The organism is Bradyrhizobium sp. C9, assembly GCF_002532045.1.
GTDB lineage: Bacteria > Pseudomonadota > Alphaproteobacteria > Rhizobiales > Xanthobacteraceae > Bradyrhizobium.
The window spans coordinates 44,789-66,088 of sequence record NZ_NWTG01000020.1 but is presented as its reverse complement, the minus strand read 5'-3'; the positions used below and the strand labels follow the sequence as shown (position 1 = coordinate 66,088).

Annotated in this window: 17 protein-coding genes; 7 read left to right on the top strand and 10 right to left on the bottom strand. The window is 64.9% G+C overall.

Annotated features, from left to right (window positions below; all coding sequences use genetic code 11):
• Positions 1-41 precede the first annotated feature (41 nt).
• The 7 genes from CO675_RS29790 to CO675_RS29760 all read left to right on the top strand — a co-directional run bounded on the left by CO675_RS29790 (position 42) and on the right by CO675_RS29760 (position 11,557).
• Positions 42-1,487, top strand: coding sequence for a DASS family sodium-coupled anion symporter (locus CO675_RS29790; protein WP_097675349.1), 1,446 nt, complete (start codon positions 42-44; stop codon positions 1,485-1,487).
• A 179-nt stretch (positions 1,488-1,666) separates the two neighbouring features.
• Positions 1,667-2,995, top strand: a complete 1,329-nt coding sequence (locus tag CO675_RS29785; protein WP_210203138.1) for an MdtA/MuxA family multidrug efflux RND transporter periplasmic adaptor subunit — start codon at positions 1,667-1,669, stop codon at positions 2,993-2,995.
• Positions 2,992-6,099: an MdtB/MuxB family multidrug efflux RND transporter permease subunit gene (locus CO675_RS29780; RefSeq protein WP_097675348.1), complete on the top strand. Its 3,108-nt coding sequence runs from the start codon at positions 2,992-2,994 to the stop codon at positions 6,097-6,099. Before CO675_RS29785 ends, CO675_RS29780 begins: the two co-directional genes overlap by 4 nt.
• Positions 6,100-6,102: 3 nt before the next feature.
• Positions 6,103-9,387, top strand: a complete 3,285-nt coding sequence (locus CO675_RS29775) for an efflux RND transporter permease subunit (protein ID WP_097675347.1) — start codon at positions 6,103-6,105, stop codon at positions 9,385-9,387.
• Positions 9,388-9,450: 63 nt separating this feature from the next.
• Positions 9,451-10,875, top strand: a complete 1,425-nt coding sequence (locus tag CO675_RS29770; protein WP_245452980.1) for an efflux transporter outer membrane subunit — start codon at positions 9,451-9,453, stop codon at positions 10,873-10,875.
• Positions 10,876-10,883: 8 nt separating this feature from the next.
• Complete coding sequence (locus CO675_RS29765) at positions 10,884-11,195, top strand: hypothetical protein (protein ID WP_097675425.1); 312 nt, start codon at positions 10,884-10,886, stop codon at positions 11,193-11,195.
• A gap of 11 nt (positions 11,196-11,206) precedes the next feature.
• On the top strand, positions 11,207-11,557 hold the full coding sequence (locus CO675_RS29760; protein WP_245452979.1) for a BA14K family protein: 351 nt from the start codon (positions 11,207-11,209) through the stop codon (positions 11,555-11,557).
• Positions 11,558-11,680: 123 nt separating this feature from the next.
• Here CO675_RS29760 and CO675_RS29755 read toward each other — a convergent pair whose 3' ends face one another.
• From CO675_RS29755 to CO675_RS29710, 10 genes are all read right to left on the bottom strand, one after another.
• Positions 11,681-12,358, bottom strand: coding sequence for a hypothetical protein (locus CO675_RS29755; RefSeq protein WP_143279169.1), 678 nt, complete (start codon positions 12,356-12,358; stop codon positions 11,681-11,683).
• Between the two features lie 153 nt (positions 12,359-12,511).
• Entirely contained in the window at positions 12,512-13,603 is a 1,092-nt protein-coding gene (locus CO675_RS29750; protein ID WP_097675344.1) for a sensor histidine kinase, read from the bottom strand.
• Positions 13,600-14,040 (bottom strand): response regulator, encoded by a 441-nt coding sequence (locus CO675_RS29745; protein ID WP_097675343.1) that lies wholly within the window; start codon positions 14,038-14,040, stop codon positions 13,600-13,602. The genes CO675_RS29750 and CO675_RS29745 overlap by 4 nt, the downstream gene beginning before the upstream one ends.
• Positions 14,037-15,575 carry a sensor histidine kinase gene (locus CO675_RS29740; RefSeq protein WP_245452978.1) on the bottom strand — a complete coding sequence of 513 codons (1,539 nt, stop codon included), beginning with the start codon at positions 15,573-15,575 and terminating at the stop codon, positions 14,037-14,039. Before CO675_RS29740 ends, CO675_RS29745 begins: the two co-directional genes overlap by 4 nt.
• A 108-nt stretch (positions 15,576-15,683) precedes the next feature.
• Positions 15,684-17,042 (bottom strand): acetyl-CoA carboxylase biotin carboxylase subunit, encoded by a 1,359-nt coding sequence (accC, locus tag CO675_RS29735; RefSeq protein ID WP_097675341.1) that lies wholly within the window; start codon positions 17,040-17,042, stop codon positions 15,684-15,686.
• A gap of 24 nt (positions 17,043-17,066) precedes the next feature.
• A complete protein-coding gene (gene accB, locus CO675_RS29730; RefSeq protein ID WP_097675340.1) occupies positions 17,067-17,576 on the bottom strand; it encodes an acetyl-CoA carboxylase biotin carboxyl carrier protein in 510 nt (169 codons plus the stop codon).
• 52 nt (positions 17,577-17,628) lie between these two features.
• Positions 17,629-18,102: a type II 3-dehydroquinate dehydratase gene (aroQ, locus tag CO675_RS29725; protein WP_097675339.1), complete on the bottom strand. Its 474-nt coding sequence runs from the start codon at positions 18,100-18,102 to the stop codon at positions 17,629-17,631.
• A 316-nt stretch (positions 18,103-18,418) separates the two neighbouring features.
• Entirely contained in the window at positions 18,419-19,264 is an 846-nt protein-coding gene (locus CO675_RS29720; RefSeq protein WP_097675424.1) for a DUF1236 domain-containing protein, read from the bottom strand.
• A gap of 125 nt (positions 19,265-19,389) precedes the next feature.
• Complete coding sequence (locus CO675_RS29715; RefSeq protein ID WP_143279168.1) at positions 19,390-20,337, bottom strand: hypothetical protein; 948 nt, start codon at positions 20,335-20,337, stop codon at positions 19,390-19,392.
• Positions 20,338-20,471: 134 nt separating this feature from the next.
• On the bottom strand, positions 20,472-21,239 hold the full coding sequence (locus CO675_RS29710; RefSeq protein WP_097675337.1) for a DsbA family protein: 768 nt from the start codon (positions 21,237-21,239) through the stop codon (positions 20,472-20,474).
• Positions 21,240-21,300 lie beyond the last annotated feature (61 nt).

The following is a 21,300-nucleotide window of genomic DNA, read 5'->3' as shown; positions in this document are numbered from 1 at the left end:
GCTCGCGCGCCGACAATCAACACGGGTGAGGGGGACGCTGCATGAAATCGTCATGGCGGACGTTTGCGCCGTTGCTGGTCTGGCTGGTGATCTATCTGGTCCCGGTGCCATCAGGGCTGAACGCCAATCAGTGGCACTATTTTGCGGTGTTCGCCGCTGTGATCACCGGGCTGATCCTCGAATCGATGCCGGTCGGCGCGGTCGGCCTGATCGGCCTCACGGTCGCCGGGGTCGGCGGCTATGTCGAGCCCGACCCGAACAAGTCGCTGCGCTGGATGCTCAGTGGCTTCTCCGAGAGCACGGTGTGGCTGATCGTCGGCGCCTTCGTGTTCTCGATCGGCTACCGCAAGAGCGGGCTCGGCCGCCGGCTGGCGCTGCTCCTGGTGCGCGGGCTCGGCCGCCGCACCATCGGGCTCGGCTACGCGGTGGCGTTCTCCGATCTGGTGCTGGCGCCGGCGACGCCGTCCAACACCGCGCGTTCGGGCGGCACCATTTATCCGATCGTCAGCAACATCCCGCGCATCTACGGCTCCGAGCCCGGTCCGACCGCGGGCAAGATCGGCACCTTCGTGATGTGGACGGCGTTCGCGACCACCGCCGTCACCAGCTCGCTGTTTCTGACCGCGCTGGCGCCGAACGCCGCCGCGCTCTCGATCGCCAAGAAGCTCGTCAATATCGAGGTCGGCTGGTCGCAATGGTTCATCGGCTTCGCGCCGCTGGGTATCCTCCTGCTGCTGCTGGTGCCGCTGCTGAGCTACGTGATCTGCCGGCCGGAGATCAAGGAGAGCCCGGAGATCGTGACCTGGAGCGAGGGCGAGCTCGCCAAGATGGGGCCGCCGTCGCGCCACGAATGGATCATGGCGGTGCTGGTGCTGCTCGCGATGTTCTTGTGGATCTGCGGCTCCAATCCCAATATCAGCGTGCCGCTGCTCGGCTCGAACTTCATCAACGCGACCACAGTGGTGTTCGTCGTGATCTCCTTGATGCTGCTCACAGGCGTGATCGCGTTCGAGGACATCGTCGCGGAGAAGAGCGCCTGGGAGGTATTCTTCTATTTCACTTCGCTGCTCACGCTGTCGTCAGGTCTCAACGAGATCGGCTTCATCAAATGGGTGGCCGAGGGTTATGCGAAGCCGCTCTCCGGCACCTCGCCGCTGGTCGGGATGATCCTGCTCGTCACGTTCTTCTTCTGGATCCACTATTTCTTCTCGAGCATCACCTCGCATACCGCCGCCGTGTTGCCGGTGGTGCTCGCCGTCGGCTCCAGCATTCCCGGCCTGTCGGTGCAAACCCTGATGCTGCTGTGCGTCTATTCGCTCGGGCTGATGGGGGTGATCTCGCCCTACGCCACCGGACCGGCGCCGATGTATTACGGCAGCGGCTATATCGGCAAAGGCGACTTCTGGAAGTTCGGGTTGATCTTCGGCGTAATCTACTTTGCCGGATTGTTGCTGATCGTGTTGCCCTGGCTACAGATGATCGGGTAAAATAGCCACAATCCAGCGAGAAATAGCGCCCGACCGGGAAGGAGGACTTTCCTTTCCGATTCTTAACGCGCTTTGTCAGACCGAAGCGTTCAAAATGCTTCCTCGGATGTGGCGCGCGCGGACTTCAAGGGACACATAGAGCGGCGCGAGCTCGTTCGTGTTTCTTCGTGGGCAAGTTTATGGACCAGCATATCAAGAACCCGTCGATTGTGGCGCCCGAGCAAGTCGGGCGGCCGTCGCGCTGGCGAGGCTTTCTGACAGGATGTGTCGTGCTGGCGGTGCTCGCCGGCATCGTGTGGTGGACGCGGCAGCAGGCCGCGCCGCCACAGGCCGGTGGCGGGCGCAACGCCGGGCCGATGTCGATCGTGCCGGAGACCGTCGGCAAGGGCGATATCGGTGTCAGCCTGAATGCGCTCGGCACCGTGACGTCGCTCGCGACCGTGACGATCCGGAGCCAGATCAGCGGCTACCTGATGAAGATCGATTTCAAGGAGGGCGACGAGGTCAAGAAGGGCGACCTGATCGCCGAGATCGATTCGCGTCCCTATGAGGCGACGCTGGCGCAGGCCAAGGGCACGCTGGCGCGCGACGAGGCGCAGCTGAAGGGCGCCCAGGTCGATCTCACCCGCTATCAGAACCTCGCCACGCAGAACGCCGTGCCGCATCAGACGCTCGATACCCAGGTCGCGCTGGTCGCGCAGTATCAGGGTACGGTCGAGGCCGACCGCGCGTCGGTGAAATCGGCCGAAGTGAATTTGCAATATTGTCACATCGTCTCGCCGATCAACGGGCGGGTCGGACTGCGCCAGGTCGACCTCGGCAACTACGTCACGCCGGGCGACACCAACGGCCTTGTCGTGATCACGCAGCTCGAGCCGATCAGCGTGCTGTTCACGCTGCCGGAGGACAATCTGCAGGCGGTCGCGAAGCGGTTGAAGGACGGCGCGGTGCTGCCGACGGCGGCCTATGACCGCAGCGGCGCCAACAAGCTCGCTGAGGGATCGCTGCAGACCTTCGACAGCCAGATCGATGCGACCACCGGCACGATCAAGCTGCGCGCTCAGTTCGAGAACGACAAGCGCACGCTGTATCCGAACCAGTTCGTCAACATCCGCCTGCTGCTCGACACCCATAAGGATGCCACGACGATGCCGACCGCCGGCATCCAGCGCGGCGTCCCCGGCACCTTCGTCTATCTCGTCAACGCTGACAGCACGGTCTCGGTGCGGCCGGTGAAGATCGGCGTCACCGACGGCGACCGCGTCGAGGTGCTCTCGGGGCTTGTGCCCGGCGACCGCATCGTGATCGACGGCGCCGACAAGCTGCGCGAAGGCGCCAAGGTGGTGGTGCGCTCCGCCGCCGATGCCGCGAACCCGGCCGGTGCAGCCAAGGGGACGGCGAACGGAGCTGCGAAGGGAGGCGACAAGCCAGATAGCAAGGGCGGCGGTGCTCCCGACAAGGGGGGAGGCGGCGACCATAAGGGTTCCGCGGACGGGCAGAAGAAATGAACCCGTCGCGGCCATTCATCCTGCGGCCGGTGGCGACGACCCTGATGATGATCGCCATCATGCTGTCGGGCATGCTGGCGTTCAGATTCCTGCCGGTCGCGGCGCTGCCGGAGGTCGATTATCCGACCATCCAGGTGCAGACCTTCTATCCGGGCGCCAGCCCCGACGTGATGACGTCGTCGGTAACGGCGCCGCTCGAGGTGCAGTTCGGCCAGATGCCGAATTTGAACCAGATGAGCTCGGTGAGCTCGGCCGGCTCGTCCGTCATCACGCTGCAGTTCGGCCTGTCGATCTCGCTCGACGTCGCCGAGCAGGAGGTGCAGGCCGCGATCAACGCCGCCGGCAATCTGCTGCCGTCGGACCTGCCGGCGCCGCCGATCTACGCCAAGGTCAATCCGGCTGACGCGCCGATCCTCACTCTCGGCCTGACCTCGAAGACCATGCCCCTGACGCAGGTGCAGGACTTCGTTGACACGCGCCTCGCACAGAAGATCTCGCAACTGCCCGGCGTCGGCCTCGTCAGCATCAGCGGCGGCCAGCGGCCCGCGGTGCGCATCCAGGCCGACATCCGCAAGCTCGCGGCCTATGGCCTCAACATCGACGATCTCCGCACCACGCTCGGCAACGCCAACGTCAACACGCCGAAGGGCAATTTCGACGGCGCGATGCGCGCCTACACCATCAATGCCAACGACCAGATCCGCAATGCCAGCGATTACCGCTCGCTGATCATCGCCTACAAGAACGGCTCGCCGGTTCGTCTCAGCGACGTCGGCAACGTCGTCGACGGTGCGCAGAACGACAAGCTCGGCGCCTGGATGAACGAGACGCAGGCGATCATCCTCAACATCCAGCGCCAGCCCGGCGCCAACGTGATCTCGGTGGTCCAGGGCATCAAGGACCTGTTGCCGCAGCTGCAGGCGACGCTGCCGGCCGCGATCGATCTCAACATCCTGACCGACCGGACCGTGACGATCCGGGCTTCGGTGCGCGACGTCGAATACGAGCTGGCGCTTGCGGTGATCCTGGTCGTGCTCGTGATCTTCGTGTTCCTGCGCTCGACCCGCGCCACGCTGATCCCGAGCCTGTCGGTGCCGCTGTCGCTGGTCGGTACGCTGGGCGCGATGTATCTGTTCGGCTTCAGCCTCAACAATCTGTCGCTGATGGCGCTGACGATCGCGACCGGCTTCGTGGTCGACGACGCCATTGTCGTGATCGAGAACATCTCGCGCTACATCGAGGAGGGCGACTCTCCACTCGAGGCGGCGCTGCGCGGCTCCGAGCAGATCGGCTTCACCATCATCTCGCTGACGGTGTCGCTGATCGCGGTGCTGATCCCGCTGCTGTTCATGGGCGATGTCGTCGGCCGCCTGTTCCGCGAATTCGCCATCACGCTGTCGGTGACGATCCTGATCTCCGCCGTGGTGTCGTTGACGCTGGTGCCGATGGCCTGCGCAAAACTCCTGAAGCCGGAGAGCATGACGCGCGAGAACACCTTCCAGCGGCTCAGCCGGGAAGGTTTCGACGCCGTCATCGCGATCTACGCCCGGATGCTGAACTGGGTGCTGGATCGCCAGACGTTCGTTCTGCTGATCGCGCTCGCCACGTTCGGGCTCACGGCGCTGCTCTACGTCATCATTCCCAAGGGCTTCTTTCCGGTGCAGGACACCGGCGTGATCCAGGCGATTTCCGAGGCGCCGCAATCGGTGTCCTATGCGGCGATGGCCGAGCGGCAGCAGCGGCTCGCCAGCGCGATCCTGAAGGACCCCGATGTCGAGAGCCTGTCGTCCTTCATCGGCGTCGACGGCACCAACACCACGCTCAACAGCGGCCGCATCCTGATCAATTTGAAGCCGCATGAGCAGCGCAAGGCCGGCGTCTCGACTGTCATGGACCGGATCAAGGCGAGCACCGCCGCGCTGACCGGCATCACGCTCTACATGCAGCCGGTCCAGGACCTCACCATCGAAGGCACGGTGAGCCGGACGCAGTATCAGTTCATCCTGCAGGACGCCGACCCGAACGAACTCGCGGAATGGACGCCGAAGCTGGTCGACAAGCTCAGGGAATTGCCGGAGCTCAGCGACGTCACCAGCGACATCTCGGCGCAGGGACTTTCGGTGTTCGTGGACATCGACCGCGACCAGGCGGCGCGGTTCGGCATCACGCCGGCGACGATCGACAATGCGCTGTACGATTCCTACGGCCAGCGCATCGTCTCCACGGTCTTCACCAATTCGAACCAGTACCGTGTCATCCTCGAGGCCGATCCGTCGCTGCAGAATTCGCTGGATTCGCTGTCGTCGATCTATCTGCCGTCATCGGTAGGCTCGACGCCGGTGCCGCTGTCCGTGATGGCCAGGATGCGGGTCGAGACCGCGCCGTTGCAGGTCTCGCATCTCGGCCAGTTCCCGTCGGCAACCGTCTCGTTCAACCTGGCGCCGGGCGCCTCGCTCGGCGGCGCGGTGACCGCGATCAAGCAGGCGCAGGCCGAGATCAACCAGCCGCTCGGCATGATCACGAGCTTCCAGGGCGCGGCCCTGGCGTTCCAATCCTCGCTGTCCAACCAGCTGTTCCTGATCCTGGCTGCGATCATCACGGTCTATATCGTGCTGGGCGTGCTCTATGAGAGCTTCATCCATCCGCTGACGATCCTGTCGACGCTGCCTTCCGCCGGCATCGGCGCGCTGCTGGCGCTGATGATGGCGGGCCAGGACCTCACCATCATCGCGATCATCGGCATCATCCTCCTGATCGGCATCGTGAAGAAGAACGCGATCATGATGATCGACTTCGCGCTTGATGCCGAGCGCAACGAGGGCAAGCCGCCGCGGGAGGCGATCTACCAGGCCTGCCTGTTGCGGTTCCGGCCGATCATCATGACGACGATGGCAGCCGTGCTCGGCGCGCTGCCGCTGATGCTCGGCAGCGGCGCCGGCTCCGAGCTGCGGCATCCGCTCGGTATCTCGATCGTCGGCGGCCTCTTGGTGAGCCAGCTGCTGACCCTGTTCACGACGCCGGTGATCTATCTCTGGTTCGATCGCCTGGCGCTGCGGTTTGCCGGGCGGGCGGACGAGGTCGGCGAGGCGAGCGGGTCGCGTTGAGCCATGGATCCGTCAACGCCCTTCATCCGCCGGCGGGTCGCAACCACGCTGTTGACGTTCGGGCTTGCGGCGGCGGGCCTTGTCGCGTTCTTCAAGCTGCCGGTGTCGCCGCTGCCGCAGGTGGATTTCCCGACCATCTCGGTGCAGGCGACGCTGCCCGGTGCCAGCCCGCAGGACGTCGCCACCACGGTCGCCAGCCCGCTTGAGCGGCATCTCGGCCAGATCGCCGATGTGACTGAAATGACGTCGTCGAGCTCGGTCGGCTCGACCCGGATCACGCTGCAGTTTGGTCTCAACCGCGACATCAACGGCGCAGCGCGGGACGTGCAGGCCGCGATCAACGCGGCGCGGGCCGATCTGCCGACCAGCCTGCGCAGCAATCCGACCTATCGCAAAGTCAACCCGGCCGACGCGCCGATCCTGATTCTGACGCTGACGTCGGACACGCTGACTCGCGGCGCTCTCTACGACGCCGCCTCCACGGTGCTGGCGCAGAAGCTGTCGCAGGTCGAGGGCATCGGTGAGGTCGTGGTTGGCGGCAGCTCGCTGCCCGCCGTGCGCGTCGATCTGATCCCGCAGGCGCTCTACAAATACGGCATCGGTCTGGAAGACGTCCGCGCGGCGCTGTCGAGCGCCAACGCCCACAGCCCCAAGGGCGGCATCGATGTCGGCGACCAGCGCTACCAGGTCTACGCCAACGACCAGGCCAACAAGGCCGACGACTACAGATCGCTGATCGTGGCCTATCGCAACGGCGCGCCGGTTCACCTCTCCGATGTCGGCGAGGTGGCCGACGGCGTCGAGAACCTGCGCAATGCCGGGCTCGCCAACGGCAAGCCCGCGGTGCTGCTCATCCTCTACCGCCAGCCGAACGCCAACATCATCTCGACCGTCGACCTGGTGAAGGGGCTGATGCCGCAATTGCAGGCATCGATTTCGCCGGCGATCGACATCGGCTTGGCGGTTGACCGCTCGACGACCATCCGCACCTCGCTCCGCGACGTCGAACGGACGCTGGTGCTGGCGGTGATGCTGGTCATCATCGTGGTGTTCGCGTTCCTGCGCAATTTGCGCGCCACCTTCATCCCTGTCGTGGCGGTCTCGGTGTCGCTGGTGGCGACCTTCGGGGCGATGTACCTGATCGGCTACAGCCTCGACAATCTGTCGCTGATGGCGCTGACGGTCGCGACCGGCTTCGTGGTCGACGATGCCATCGTGGTGCTGGAGAACGTCACCCGCTATATCGAGGAGGGCCTGAGCCCGCTGGAGGCGGCGCTGAAGGGCGCCAACGAGGTCGGCTTCACCGTGCTGTCGATGAGCATCTCGCTGATCGCGGTGTTCATCCCGATCCTCTTGATGGCCGGCATCGTCGGGCGGCTGTTCCGCGAATTCGCGATGACGATCTCGATCTCGATCCTGATCTCGCTTGCGGTGTCGCTGGCGACCACGCCGATGATGTGCGCCGTGCTGCTCAAGCCGGATCGCGGCGGCCACGGCCGGCTCTATTGGGCCAGCGAGCGCTTCTTCGAGACGATGCTCAATTTCTACCGCAGGACGCTGACCGCGGCGCTGCGGCATCCGCTCTCGGTGATGCTGATCCTGGCGGCGGTGTTCGGCCTCAACTTCTATCTCTACGATGTGATTCCGAAGGGTTTCTTTCCGCAGCAGGATACCGGCCGGCTGGTCGGCTCGATCCAGGCCGACCAGAGCGTGTCGTTCCAGCTGATGCAGCAGAAGCTCGCGCAGTTCGTCGGCATCATCCAGAAGGACCCGGCGGTGGAGACGGTGGTCGGCTTCACCGGCGGCGGTCAGACCAATTCCGGCTTCGTGTTCGTCTCGCTGCGTCCGCTTGACCAGCGCAAGATCGGCGCCGACGGCGTGATTTCACGGTTGCGCCGCGAGATGGCGGTGGTGCCCGGCGCGAGCCTGTTCCTGCAGGCGGTGCAGGACATCAGGGTCGGGGGCAGGGCCTCGAACGCGCAGTATCAGTACACGCTACAGGGTTCGACGCTGGAGGAGCTCAATGACTGGACGCCGAAGATCGCGGCGGCCCTGCAGCGCGATCCGAACCTCGCCGACGTCAACAGCGACCAGCAGAACAAGGGCCTGGAATCCGACCTCGTGATCGACCGCGACGCGGCGGCCCGGCTCGGCATCACGGTGAGCCAGATCGACAACACCCTCTACGACGCCTTCGGCCAGCGTCAGGTGTCGACGATCTATGTCGCGCGCAACCAGTACCATGTCATCATGGAGGTCGCGCCGCGCTACTGGCAGAACCCCGAGACGCTGAAGGACGTCTACATCAGCACGTCGGGCGGATCGGTCGGCGGCTCGCAATCGACCAACGCGGTGGCTGGCACCGTGGTGGCGCCGGGAACCTCGAGCGCGGCCAGTTCGGCCAATGCCCAGGCCGCGCGCAACCAGGCTACCAACTCGATCGGTTCGACCGGCAAGGGCGTGGCCTCGACCGGATCGGCGGTTTCGACCAACAGCGAGACCATGATCCCGCTGTCGGCGGTGGCGGCGTTCAAGCAGGGCGCGACGCCGCTCGCGGTCAATCACCAGGGCCTCCTCGTCGCCAACACCATCTCGTTCAACCTGCCGCCGAACGTGTCGCTGAGCACTGCGGTCGGCAGCATCGAGGCGACCATGAACCGGATCGGCGTCCCGGCCACGATCCGCGGCACCTTCCAGGGCTCCGCAAAAGCGTTCCAGGACTCGCTGAGCAACCAGCCGTTCCTGATCCTGGCGGCAATTGTCACGATCTACATCGTGCTGGGCGTGCTCTATGAGAGCTACGTCCATCCGCTGACCATCTTGTCCACACTGCCCTCCGCAGGTGTGGGTGCCTTGCTGGCGCTGATGGCATTCAAGACCGAGTTCAGTATCATGGCGCTGATCGGCGTCATCCTGCTGATCGGCATTGTGAAGAAGAACGCCATCATGATGATCGACTTTGCGCTGGACGCGGAACGCAGGCGCCGGCTGGAGCCGATCGAGGCGATCAAGGAGGCATGCCTGCTGCGCTTCCGTCCCATCATGATGACGACGATGGCCGCGCTGTTCGGCGCCGTGCCGCTCGCCGTCGGGATGGGCGACGGCGGCGAGCTGCGGCAGCCGCTCGGCATCGCCATCGTCGGCGGCCTGATCCTGAGCCAGGTCCTGACGCTCTACACGACGCCGGTCATCTACCTCTATCTCGACCGGTTCCGCTTGTGGGCCCAGCGCGTCCGCCGCGGCAGCGCCATGCCGATGCCGGGCTCCTCACTTCAACCGGGCGAGTAAATGCCGACAGGTGCAGCGTTGCATAGTTTTCGAATCTTGCGGAAACCGGTCCGGTTTCGGCGCATGGCCGCGTTCGGCGGCCTTGGCCTTGGTCTGAGCCTTGGCCTGACGGGCTGCATTCCCGGGGTGGAGAAGCCCGAGCTGAGCCTCGAAGTGCCGGCGAGCTATCGCGCCGCCGCCAAGGGCGATGCCGACGCCGCCGTCCCGGCGCTCGCCTGGTGGCGCGGCTTCCGCTCGCCCGAGCTGACCGGGCTGATGGAATCCGCGCAGCAATACAATCTCGATATCGCGGTGGCGATCGCCCAGATCGTGCAGGCCGACGCGCAGGCCGGGGTGTCCGGCGCGGCGCTGCTGCCGTCGATCTCGGGATCGGCGAATGCCGAGCGTCAGAAGGTCGCGACGGGATCGAGTTCATTGCTCGGCGGGAGCAGCGGGACGTTCTCGCAGTACAGTCTGGGGCTGAGCGCGAGCTATATCGTCGACTTCTGGGGCAAGAATCGCGCGACGCTGTCGGCGTCGGAAGAGAGCGCGACGGTCGCCCGCTACAATCGCGAGGTGGTCGCACTGACCACGATGGCGACGGTGGCCAACACCTATTTCCAGGTGCTGGCGGCGCAGGACCAGATCAAGGCCACCCGGCGCAATCTGGCCGCGGCCGAGCGCATCCTGGCCTTGATCAAGTCGCAATTTGCCGGCGGCACCGCCTCGCAGCTTGATCTGTCGCAGCAGGAGGCGCTGGTCGCCACGCAGCGCGCGGCGATCCCGCCGCTCGAGGTGACGCTGGGACAGAACACTGCGGCGCTCGCGCTGCTGGTGGCGCGCGCGCCGGCCGATTTTTCGGTGCGCGGCGGCAGCACCACGCAGATCTCGGTGCCGCGCATCACGCCGGGGATGCCGTCGGAATTGCTCTACCAGCGGCCTGACGTGCGGCAGGCCGAGGCGCAGCTCGCGGCCTCCAATTTCAGCGTCGATGCGGCGCGCGCGGCGTTCTTCCCGCAAATCCAGCTGACCGGCACCACAGGCTTCCAGAGCGCGGCGCTCGCCTCGCTGTTCGCGCCGGGCGCCTGGTACTACACGCTCGCCGCAGGGCTGACCCAGCCGCTGTTCGACGGCTTCCTGCTGGAGAGCCAGTTCAAGCTCGCCAAGGGCCAGCAATTGCAAAACCTGCAGGCCTATCGCAAGGCGGTGCTGTCGGCCTTTGCCGATGTCGAGAAGGCGCTGATCGCGTTGCAGAAGTATACGCTGCAGGAGCGCTTGCAGTCCGACGTGGTGGCGAGCTCGCGCAAGGCGTTCGAGGTCTCCGAGACGCAGCTGCGCGGCGGCACCGTCAATCTCATCACGGTGCTGCAGACCCAGCAGACGCTGTTCACGGCCGAACTCAATCTGGTGTCGGTGCGGCTCAACAAGCTGCTGGCGGCGAGCAGCCTGTTCCAGGCGCTCGGCGGCGGCTGGACGCCGGCCGGTACGCTCGCGGCGGCAGTGCCATGAGGTCGGTCATGCAGCGGTTTTCCGCACTCTTCGTCGTTACTCTCGTCATCGCGCTCGGCGCGCCGGCCGGCGCGGCCCGCGCGCAGCAACGGCCACCGAGCAGCGTTCCGCTCGCCTTCGGCATGAGCGCCGACCAGGCCAGCCAGTCGCTCGGCGTCCCCCTGAACTACGTTCGCGGCACGCCGGGCAATGAATTGTTCGTCGCGCTACCGAACATCAGGGGCAGTGTGCTGTCGCGGCGCAGCGACGGGCTCTATCTGCAGTTCGGCAAGGGACGCCTGATCGCCTGGAAGGGCGATTGGGGCACCATTCCGCAATGAGGGCCCTGGCCATGACCGCCATCAGAGCACTGATCGCCTGCGCTGCCATCGCGCTCGGCACGGCCGCTGCCTCGGCCCAGAACCTGTCTCATGACTTGGCACCGCAACGGCCGCTGCGTTACGGCAGCACCGGCGGTGCGTATTTCGACGGCAGGAACGACGATCGCGACTTCCGCAGCAACGGCTCGTTTCCGGGCAGCTTCGCCGCCGATCCCTTCAGCGCGGGCTTCGGCGCGGCGGGCCTGTTCGGCTCGACGCCGTATCACTCCGCGCGGCCCTATCCGTCGCAGGTGATCTTCGGCGCGCCATGCCAGGATTGCCGTCCGCATCGCACGCGGCGGCACCGCGACGCGCACGATTGAGGTGCTCGGGAGCAGAAGGCGCTTCTAGAGCTTCTGTTCTGATTGAATCAGAACCGAAGCTCTAGATTCTGCTTTGATGCGTTTTCTTCACGCGAACCGGTGTCCACTTCGCTCGAAAACGCTCTAGCCCTTGCTCAGAAGGTCGTCGATGATGCGCAGCTTCATCCGGCCGGCCTTGTCGATGATCTCCCGGCGCAGCGCGTCCTTTTCCATTTCATATTGCTCGTGCGGGACGCGGTGGCCGCCGCTCGCGGTCATTCCGAATTCCTGGAGCAGGGCGTTGTGCCGCGCCTCCCACGCGATCACATGCTCGGTCATGAGCTGCGTCACCGCCGGAAGGAAGCCGGGATGGCCAGCCAGGCCGCATGTCTCCGTGGTCTGCGGATCCTCCGCCAGCATGATCACGTTCCACTCGTCGTAGCCGATCAGATCCAGCTGCGCGTAGAGAAACGCGCCGTGCGGCCCGTCCCAGATCTTGTGGTCGATGACCAGGAACGGCAACGCACGGCAGTAGCCGTGGCGCGCCGTCATGTCACGGTTGAAACTCTCGGTGCGCTCCTGCAGACGTTGGTTGGCCGCAGCGAACACGGCGAGGCGATTGTCCGCCGCAGGCACGACGCTGGCTGCGTCGTCGGGCACGAACCCCGCATCGCGCAGCATCGGCCCGATCCGCGGATCTTCCCACTGCCTCTTGTGAAAGGCGGGTGCCGCGCTGTCGGCACCCGGTGCCGGACGCAAGGGCTCCCCAGGGTCGCCCGCGGTCGCCTGCTTCTTTCCAAAAACCACCCTGCGCTCGAACATCGTGCCGTTCCTGCCAAGCTGGGGGAAAAGCATGGCAAGCAATGCCCAGATTTGTCTTAACCCGGTCAGGGCAGGCGGCTGCGATCGAACAACGCGGTGACGCGACCGTTAACGCCGACACGAAAATTCGATCAATCCGCCACCATCAGCGGCCTAACTGGCGGCGATGCTTGTCGATTTCGCCGGCGCGGGGGTGACGCGGGCGAACCGCACCACGAAGCGGGTGCCCTTCTGGCTGGGGTCGCGCTCGACGCTGGCGTCGAGCTTGACGGCCATCGCCGCGACGATGCGCTGGCCCATGCCGGTGCCGCGTGGATCGGCCTTGTCGGCGAAGCCGACGCCTTCATCGCTGATCGCAAGCTGCAATTCGTCCGCGTTCGGCTTCAGCTCGACATGGATCGGGCCGGCGCCGTCGGGATAGGCGTATTTCACGGCGTTCATCACCAGTTCGTTGACGATGATCCCGATCGCGACCGCACGGTCCGGATCGATCTCGACCGGGTCGGCCTTCAGCGTCAGCCGCGACATCTTGTTGCCTTCGGCCGATCGCCTGAGATCTTCGAGCAGCGCCTCGAGATACTGGTTGAGCATCACGGTCTTGAAGTCGTGCGAGGTGTAGAGGCGGCGATGCACCTGCGCGACGGCGGCGACACGGCCCATCGCATTGGTGAGCGCCGCCTTGACGTCCTGCTCGCTGGCGGAATTGGCTTGCAGATGCAGCAGCGAGGCAATGATCTGCAACGAATTGCCGACGCGATGGTTGACCTCGCGCAGCAGAACCTCGCGCTCGGCGGCGAGCGCGGCGTAGCGGTCGCGCGAGGCGTGCACCTCGGCCTCGGCCTCGTCGCGCGCCTTCTGGATCGCGGCGCGCCGGATCGCGCCGTTCACCGCGACCTGGAGCAGGGGGATGAATTCGCCCCTGACGTCCTTGACCAGATAGTCCGCCGCGCCGGCCTTCAGCGCGGTGACCGCGATCGCCGAATCCTGCGAGGCGGTCACGAACACCACCGGCGGTGCGTCCGCAATCTTGAGGATCTGCTCCAGGGTCTCCAGCCCGTCGAGGCCGGGCATGTACTGGTCGAGCGCGACGACGTCGATGCCGCCCTGGGCGAGCCGGTCGAGGCCGTCCTGGCCGCTTGCGGCGTGCACGACCTTGTAGCCCGCGCGCGTCAGCCCGCGTTCGACCAGGCGCGCCAGCGCCGGGTCGTCGTCGATATAGAGCAGTGTCGGTGTTGCGCTGGTCATAGGGAAGCTGGCGGCACCTGGATCACGGAAAAGAACAGGCCAAGCTGGCGAATGGCGTTGGCAAAGCTTTCGTAGTTCACCGGCTTGGTGATGTAGACGTTGCAGCCGAGTTCGTAGCAACGCTTGATCTCCTGGGAGTCGTCGGTCGTGGTCAGCACGACCACCGGCGTCGCCTTGAGATGCTTGTTCTCCTTGACCCGCTTCAGAATATCGATGCCGGTCATGTCAGGCAGATTGAGATCAAGCAGGATGAGCAGGGCCTGGCCCTTGCGCTCGACCGCGCTGCCATCCTTGCCGAACAGGTAGGTCACGGCCTCTGTACCGTTGGTGAACGGGATGATCTCATTGTTGACACCTGAGCGCCGGATATTCCGCTCAATCAGGCGGGCATGGCCCTCGTCGTCCTCGATCATGATGATGGTGACTGGATCGCTCATGATTCCTTATCCCGGTTCCTGCCTGCGTTCTTGCCTGACCATTTGATGGGCAGCGTGATCGTGAATGTGCTGCCGTTGTGAAGTTCCGATGCTACCGACATGGTGCCGCCTAGTCTGCGCACAAGTGCGCGGACATGGGCAAGCCCGATGCCCTGACCGGGCTTGTCCTGGGTTCCGGCACGGCGGAACAGATCGAAGATGCGCTGGTGGTCCTTCGGATCGATGCCGCGGCCATTGTCCGTGACCTCGAAGATCGCAAAGCCCAGCTTGGTGCGGCCCTCGATCGCGATCGCGCCGGGGACGCCGCTCTTGAGGTATTTGAGCGCATTGTCGATCAGGTTGGAGAAGATCTGCTCCAGCGCGAGGCGGTCGCTGACGATATCAGGCAAAGCGCCGATCTCGACGGTCGCATTGGCCTCGGCCGCCTGATGCGCGACCGTCTTGACGATGCCGTCGATCAGCTCGCGCAGATCGATCCGCTCCGGCTTGAACTCGCGGCGGCCCTCACGGGTGAGATTGAGGATGGCGCTGATCAGGCGGTCCATCTTGGCGATCGACGATTTGATGAAGCCGAGCGATTCGTTGAATTCGTCGGATAGCTGCTTGTCGGAGCCTTCGAGCTCGGGCTCGGCCGCATCGGTCGCGTCTTCCATCGCCGGGGCCAGCGATGCGGTGCGATTGAGCGTGGCGATGCGTCTGAAGATGTCGCCACGCAACTCCTCCAGCTCGCTGGTGAAGCCCATGATGTTGACCAGCGGCGAGCGCAGGTCGTGGCTGACAATGTAGGCGAAGCGCTGGATTTCCTCGTTGGCCTCGCGCAGGTCGGCGGTTCGTTCGTCGACGATGGTCTCGAGATTGACGTTGCTGTCGCGCAGCTTGGCCTCGGCGTCGTCGCGCGCCCGCGACGATTGCCGCAGCAGCACGAGCGAGATGGCGGCGAGCGCCAGGACCATGCAGGAGCCGGCGATGGTGACGGAGGAGGCGAGCACCTGGGTCCTGTCCGCGGTTGCGGTGCGCGCCGCCAGCAGGCGGTCCTCCTCGGTGCGCATGTCGCGGCCGATCCGGGCGATCGCTTCCAGCGCGTCGGTCGATGTGCTCTTGCGCAGGACGTCGACGCTGGTCGCGGTGTCGTTGTTGTTGACGCGTTCGATGCTGAGGGCGAACTCGGCCAGCCGCTGCTCGACGGCGGCTCTCAGCTTCGCGGCGTTGGCGACCTGCGCCGGATTGTCGACGGTCATCATCTGGAGATGGCCGAGCGCGGCTGGGAGCGCTGCCGCGGCCGATCGGTACTCGGACAGGTATTGTGGTGCTGACGTCAGCAGATAGGCCCTGGTCGCGCTTTCGGCGCGCCTGATGTCGACCAGCAGGCTGGCAACCTGGCTCTCGACCTCGACCGTATGGACCACCAGGGCGTTGTCTTCACGCGCCTTGTTGACCAGCAGGACAGACGCCACGCTGACCGCGACCAGCACGAAAAATCCCGCCGAAAGCAGCAGGGTCTGCAACGTGGACCGGCGTCGTGAAACTTGTGTCACGACGATCTCTTCGCGGGAGTGGGATTCAATGCGTCCCCGTGGAAAGCCAATAACCCTTCAATACGTTAGTACGTTTGAGCAGGGCGCTGGGTTCCACAAAGTTCCAAACTATTTCGGGGCGTCGGATGGCTGGCCGGCAAGATACTGCTCCAGCCAGTGGATGTGATAGTCGCCCTCGATGATGTCGGGCTCGCGCACCAGCGCGCGGAACAGCGGCAGCGTCGTCTCGATGCCGTCGACCACCATCTCGTCCAGCGCCCGGCGCAGCCGCATCAGGCATTCGCTGCGGGTCTTGCCGTGTACGATCAACTTGCCGACCAGCGAGTCGTAATAGGGCGGAATCACGTAGCCCTGATAGACGGCGGAATCGATCCGCACGCCCAGGCCGCCCGGCGCATGGAATTGCGTGATCCGTCCGGGCGAGGGGCGGAAGGTCTGCGGGTTCTCCGCATTGATGCGGCACTCGATGGCGTGGCCGATGATCGCGATGTCGCTCTGCTTGGCCGGAAGCTCGCCGCCGGCGGCGATCCGGATCTGCTCCAGCACCAGATCGATGTCGGTGATGCTTTCGGTGACGGGATGCTCGACCTGGATGCGCGTGTTCATTTCGATGAAATAGAACTCGCCGTCCTCGTAGAGGAATTCGATGGTGCCGACGCCGAGATACTTCATGTCCCGCATCGCCTTGGCGCAGGTCTCGCCGATCCTGGCGCGTGCCGCTGCCGCAAGCACGGGCGAGGGGCCTTCCTCCCAGACCTTCTGGTGACGGCGCTGTAGCGAGCAGTCGCGCTCGCCGAGATGGATGGCGCCGCCGCGGCCGTCTCCGAGAATCTGGATCTCGATGTGGCGCGGCTTCTGCAGGTATTTCTCCAGATAGACCGAGGCGTCGCCGAATGCCGACTTGGCCTCGTTGGCCGCGGTCGTGAGCGCCAGCGCAAGGTCCGCCTCGGTGTGGGCGACCTTCATGCCGCGGCCGCCGCCACCGGCCGCCGCCTTCACCAGCACCGGGAAGCCGATCTCCTTGGCGATCGCCATGGCGTCGTCGTCCGCCGTCACTGCGCCGTCCGAGCCGGGCACCACGGGAATGCCGAGGCGCTTGGCAGTCTTCTTGGCCTCGATCTTGTCGCCCATCAGGCGGATGTGCTCGGCCTTCGGTCCGATGAAGCCCAGATTGTGATCGGCGAGGATCTCGGCGAAGCGCGCATTCTCGGACAGGAAGCCGTAGCCGGGATGCACGGCGTCGGCGCCGGTGATCTCGCAGGCGGCCAGCAGGGCCGGGATGTTGAGGTAGGAATCCTTCGACGGCGGCGGGCCGATGCAGACGCTCTCGTCGGCGAGCCGTACATGCATGGCGTCAGCGTCGGCGGTGGAATGCACCGCGACGGTTGAGATGCCGAGCTCCTTGCAGGCCCGGAGCACGCGAAGCGCGATCTCGCCGCGATTGGCTATGAGGATCTTGTCGAACATCGCAGCGCCTGACGTTGACGGAAGCTATTCAATGATGACGAGCGGCTCGCCGAATTCGACCGGCTGGCCGTCTTCGACGAGGATCTGCGTCACGGTGCCCGCGCGCGGCGACGGGATCTGGTTCATCGTCTTCATCGCCTCGATGATCAGAAGCGTCTGGCCTGCCGTGACCTTGGTGCCGACTTCAATGAACGGCTTGGCGCCGGGTTCCGGAGCCCAATAGGCGGTGCCGACCATCGGCGAGGGCACGACACCCGGGTGCTTTGCCATATCGGTGGCGGCCGCAACCGCGACAGCCGGCACTGCCACCGGCGCGGCAACCGCATGCGCGGCTGACGGAACGGATGCGGCGATGCTGATGTTGCGTGCGACCCGGACGCGCAGGCCGGCGCGTTCGATCTCGATCTCGGTGAGGTTGGTCTCAGCAAGCAGCAGCGCGAGCTCGCGGATGAGGACGCTGTCGTCGCTCCGGGCGTCGTTCTTGGAGTCGTTCTTGGACTTTGCGGCTGATTTGTCGTCTGGCTGGCGCGCCATGTTGTTTGATCCGAAATCTCTGTCTGGTGACGGGGAACGTCAGGATTGACGATTAAGTCTTTGGCTTGGCATCGGTCTTCGCACCGATCCTGGTGGCGAGGCCGATGATCGCAAGCCGGTAGCCGTCGATGCCGAAGCCGCAGAGTGACGCGAAGGCGGCTTTAGCAGTGAACGAATGGTCCCGGAAGCTCTCGCGGGCGTGGATGTTGCTGACATGGACCTCGACAGCCGGGATCTTGACCGCAACCAGCGCGTCATGCAGCGCGATCGAGGTATGAGAGTAGCCGCCGGCGTTGATGATGATGCCGACCGCCTTCTTGCCGTGGGCCTCATGGATGAAGTCGATCAGTTCGCCCTCGCGGTTGGACTGCCGACAGTCGGCGGTCAAGCCGAACTGGCGCGCGGTGTCCGCGCACAGCTTCTCGACGTCGGCGAGGGTGGCATGGCCGTAGGTCTCCGGCTCGCGCGTCCCCAACAAGTTGAGGTTCGGGCCGTTCAGCACATAGATCGTTGCGGCAGCAGCCATTCCAGAGATTCCTGCCAAAGGTTCCGGCGGAGGGGAAAGTGGGCCGGGTTATAGGTAACAACCGGCCGCAGGGGAAGTCTTTAGGTGAAATCGGAACGTCTTCAACAGCTTCCTCCACCCTGTTAGATAGCTGCCATAACCTGCGGAAATCGCTGATTAACCAAACCCGGAGGTGGGCAGCCTGTCGGCTGCGCTCCCGCCAGCCATCCACCGGCGCCTGCGCTCTGCGGCCGCATGCAAAAACCCCGCCCCTGAGGGGGCGGGGTTGAGATCGAGGCGAGGGCCCGTCATGGCACCGCTCGCGCCGAGGCCGAGGTCAGCCCTCGATGATGTAGACGATCTCGTGGGTCTCCGGCTGCACGATGATGTAGCGGCCGTGGACCAGGATGAACTCGTAGCCGCGCCACTGCGGATAGATCGTCACGACGCGTTCCGGCACCGGGTAGAAATGCACGTCTGCCGGGACGCGGGTGCCGACCGACACGTTGAAGTTAACGTTGGTGACTTCAGTGACGTGCTCCGACTTGATCGCGGTCGAGATCTGGGTGCGCTTCTCGGCCGGCGGCGCCGCGGTGGCCGACGTCGCCGCGTTGCCGGTGGTCGTCTGGCTGCGGCTGGTGTCGTTGCTCTGGGCGCGGTTGGTGTCGGTCGGGCTCTTGGTCTGAGCGTTCTGGTTGGTGGTGGCGCCGCTCTTGTCACGGCTCTCGGCGGCGTTGTTCATCTTGCCGCTCTTGTCGTGCTCCTCGGCCTTCATGTTGCCGCTCTTGTCGCGGCCTTCGGCCTTCATGTCCTTCGAGCTGTCCTTGGAGCCCTTGGTCGCATCGTTCTCCGAGCTCATGCCCTTCGACTTCTGCGTGTTCTCCTGCGCGCCCTTGGTGGCGGCGCCGGACTTTTCGGACTCGGCCCCCTTCATGCCCGACGGGTCACTCTTCATCCCTGAAGACGACTCGCCGGTCGTGGAGTGCTCCGAACCCTTCATGCCGCCCGTATCGCGCTGCATGGTGCCCGACGATGCGCCACCGGATGGCGCACTGTGCTGCACGGTCGCGCCACCACCGGCCCCGGTCTCCTTGTTGGCGCCGCCGGCGCTCTGTGCATTCGCGAAACCGGTACCGGCGATCAGCGCCGCCGCAGCGACCGAAATAAGAAAGCGTTTAGACATCATATTCCTCCTCGTTCTTCAGCATTGCCCGCGCCGACAACGGGAGAGGATGTGCGATGTTCCTGTTGATTTGCGGTTCCCCGCGGTTTGTTTCCTGTGTGAATGCGCGATGAACAATTCGCGCTTCAACCGCAGGCCCAGTCGAACTCCATACTCGCAAGATCGAGCTGGCCGTTGCCGCCGCCGAAATTGAAACCACCGAAATGTTCCTCGATCTCGAGATAGGTCGCGCTGTATTTCGGCGTCCACTGGTTCGGAAACATCGTGCCGCCGAGATGGTTGCGGCCGTGCAACCGCTCGAGACCGCGTGCTCTGCCTTGCTCGTCGTAAGGCGCGATGTAGTCGCCGAGCTCGCCCTTGTGCAGCAGATGATCGCGCGGCGGCTTGCCGACATTGGGATCGTCGTCGCGCGGCGCAAGGGCGATGCCGTAGGCGTGGTGCCCGGTCTCAGGGATGCCGCCGAACAGGCGGTACCAGTATGTCTTCTCCAGCTCGTCGATGCGCCGGGAGCGGCCGACATTGACGTCGAACGCGGTGCGCGCCGCGCCCTTCACGAGCCAGCGCGGAGGCGGATTGTTTTCCAGCAACGGATTGCCGACAAGCTCCGGCGGCCGGCAGAACGGCCCTGCGAACTCGATCTCGGTGAGCCAGATCGCCGCAAAATTGTGGTCGATGATGTCCTTCATCCGAAACTCCATCGGATGACGGTTCTTTCGATAGGCGAAGTAGGGGAGCAGATTGGGATCGGATGGACGCGCGATGGTCTCTGCCGCGAGATATTGCGCGACCGCGTCGATCTCGTCGGGTTCGTCATATTGCTGATCGGCGAACATGGCGAGCGCGACATAGGCGTCACCCTTGGCGCGGTACTGCGTCGGGACGCGCAGCGTGAAGCAGTGCTGCATCGGAAAGCCGTCATGGGGACTGAGCGGCCATTGCTCGGCGCGAATGCCCGGTGGCAGGCCGTAGCACCAGCCATGATCGCGGTCGGTGCCACGTTGCGGAGCGGTCTTCAGGAGTGTGAGATCGTAGCCAAGAGTTGGCGGGACAAGGGTTGGCAGGGCCAGGGGCACGGCGCGCGACTTCCGTTGTTGGTGATGCCCCTTGGTTGCGCCCAGCGCGGAAGCGGTTCGGTGCCGCAAACAAAAAATCCGGCTGCCTGGCAGCCGGATCTTGCTTGGATGGATGAGCGCTGTCGAAGCGACGATCAGCAGGTCGCCTTGCCGCAGCGGGCAATGCCGATCTTCTCCTTGAGACCGTCGACGCCGACGGCGCCGATCACGACCTGCTTGCCGATCACGTAGCTCGGCGTGCCGTTCATGCCCATGGATTCGGCGAGGCGGAAGTTCTCCTCGATAGTCGCCTTCACTTCGGGGCTTGCCATGTCCTTCTCGAGCTTGGTCATGTCGAGACCGACGTCCTTGGCGACCGCCAGCGCGCGCGCCTTGTCGGCGGCGCCGCGGCCGCCCAGCAGCTTCTGGTGAAACTCGAGATACTTCTTGCCGGTCGGATCCTGCATGCGCACGGCGACCGCGACTTGCGCCGCCTCGACCGAACCCTGGCTCAGCACCGGGAATTCCTTCAGCACGACCTTCAGCTTCGGATCCGACTTCATCAGGTCGAGCATGTCGGACATCGCGCGCTTGCAGTAGCCGCAGTTGTAATCGAAGAACTCGACGAAGGTGACGTCGCCATCCTTGTTGCCGAGCATGACGCCGCGCGGCGAGTTGAAGATCGTGTCGGCGTTCTTGGCGACGCTCTGCTCATGCTTCTCGGCTTCGGCGGCAGCCTGCCGCTTGCTGAGCTCGTTCATCGCCTCTTCGAGCACCTCGGGATGCGCGATCAGGTAGTTGCGCACGATGGTCTCGATGTCGCCGCGCTGGGTGTCGTTGAAGCTCTGCGCGGACGCAGTGAGCGGCGCGGCGCAAATGCCGAGCGCGAGCAAGGCAGGGGCGAGAAAACGAAGCGCTGGCATGGCAAAATCCTTGTTCGAGGTGGCCCGAAATACGGCAGGGCCGCGGGCCGGTTTCGGTGAT